Source organism: Mesorhizobium sp. M7A.F.Ca.AU.001.01.1.1 (assembly GCF_004022735.1).
GTDB classification, from domain to species: domain Bacteria; phylum Pseudomonadota; class Alphaproteobacteria; order Rhizobiales; family Rhizobiaceae; genus Mesorhizobium; species Mesorhizobium ciceri.
Genome location: NZ_RZPF01001069.1, coordinates 1 through 1439, shown reverse-complemented (window position 1 = coordinate 1439; position 1439 = coordinate 1). Strand labels below are relative to the sequence as shown.

The following is a 1439-nucleotide window of genomic DNA, read 5'->3' as shown; positions in this document are numbered from 1 at the left end:
GTGTAGAGGAAACCCTCCGGCCAGAAGCGGACGATTTCCAGCGTGCCGGCGTTCGTTTCCGTCTCGATCAGCTGCGTGAGGTCGGAGATTTCCCTGGCCGGCGCCTGTTTTATCAGCTCACGCAGCACGAGGCCGGCGGCAAAGACGATGAAGTCGGCGCGGTCGATCGCGGCGAAGCGCTTCTGCCCCTCCATGATCTCGACCCAGTCGAGAAAGGCCCTGGTGAGCTTGGCCTCGTCGATCTCGAAGCGCACGCCGAACGTGTCCGAGACCACCTTGGCGCTGCCGCGAAAGGTGGCGCGGAACCAGCGCAACTGCCGCAGCCGATGGCGAAGATCGGGCATCAAGGCCAGTTCGTCCCTGAAGGGCAGGTCCATGTTTCCTCGTATCCTGTTTCCCGGTCAGCCTAGCACAAGCGCGCCGCCGCCGAAATCTGTCAGCGGCCCTGTGGATGACCGCTTCAGAGGCCAATATCATACATATTGACATTCTCGGAAACAAATGTTCTCACTTTGCTGTTGTCACGCGCCGGTCCAAGGTGCGATTCAACTGAGGCTTCGGGAGGAGAACCGAATGGCGATTTGGCAGTGGGGACTGCTTCTGCTGGTTATCGTGTGGGCGCTGCAGTCGCTCGGCGTCTGGCTGCAGATGCGGCATTATTCGGATGTCTTCAGGGGCGTCACCGACCAGTACAAGGACGGCTTCGTCGGAGCCGGCAATTTTCGCGGCCGGTTGGCCAAGGGCACCATCGCGCTCGTGGTGGTGACGCCCGATCTGGTCGTGCGCCGCCTGATGGTGATGAGCGGCCGTTCCGTCTTCACCAAGTTCAAGAGACATGAAGAATTCGAGGGTGTTCCCCTCGATCGACTCCGGTCCAACCCTGCAATCATGGGGGAGGGGGAACCCGGTGTGGCCGAGGCCGTGAAACGGGCGATCGAGCAGATCGACAAGACACGGTCGGAGCCGGGGAAGAAGCCGGGCCTGTCCGGTTTGAACGTAGCAAGGGCTTAGAGCCGGATGATTTCGGGCTCTAAATCAAAGGGATAGAGGACGCCGCGCACCGACTGGGATCAACCGGCGGGTGGCATAAGGAGGAGAAATGTCTGTATTTTCGTTGTTGGCGCAGCATGCCGACATGGCCGTGCACAATCTGCATGTCGCAGGTGCCATGGTTTCGGATGCCGCATTGCATGGCAAGCTCGCTGTCGAGCATGCCTCCGACCATCTCGTTGTCCTCGCACAAGCGGACAGCGGACCGATCACCGTCGATCAGTTCAAGGAAAAGCTGAAGGACGTCCAGCAGGAAGAGCAGCTCGGCTGGCTGACCGCCATCGGCAAGTACTTCATCGGCATCTTCCAGAAGGGCGGCGAGGTCTTCGCCGGCTTCGTCACCGGCATCATTCCGACGCTGGTCGTGCTGATGACGGCCTTCTATGCCG

Annotated in this window: 2 protein-coding genes and 1 pseudogene; 2 read left to right on the top strand and 1 reads right to left on the bottom strand. The window is 60.6% G+C overall.

The features are described from left to right. Nucleotides 1–377 (bottom strand): annotated as a pseudogene (locus tag EN884_RS35870) (hypothetical protein); the annotation flags it as partial. 196 nt (nt 378–573) lie between these two features. Here EN884_RS35870 and EN884_RS35865 point away from each other — a divergent pair. Further along, a complete protein-coding gene (locus EN884_RS35865; RefSeq protein ID WP_013529327.1) occupies nt 574–1011 on the top strand; it encodes a transcriptional regulator GutM in 438 nt (145 codons plus the stop codon). An 88-nt stretch (nt 1012–1099) separates the two neighbouring features. Next, a partial coding sequence (locus EN884_RS35860) for a PTS glucitol/sorbitol transporter subunit IIC (RefSeq protein ID WP_206617752.1) occupies nt 1100–1439 on the top strand: 340 nt, incomplete at its 3' end.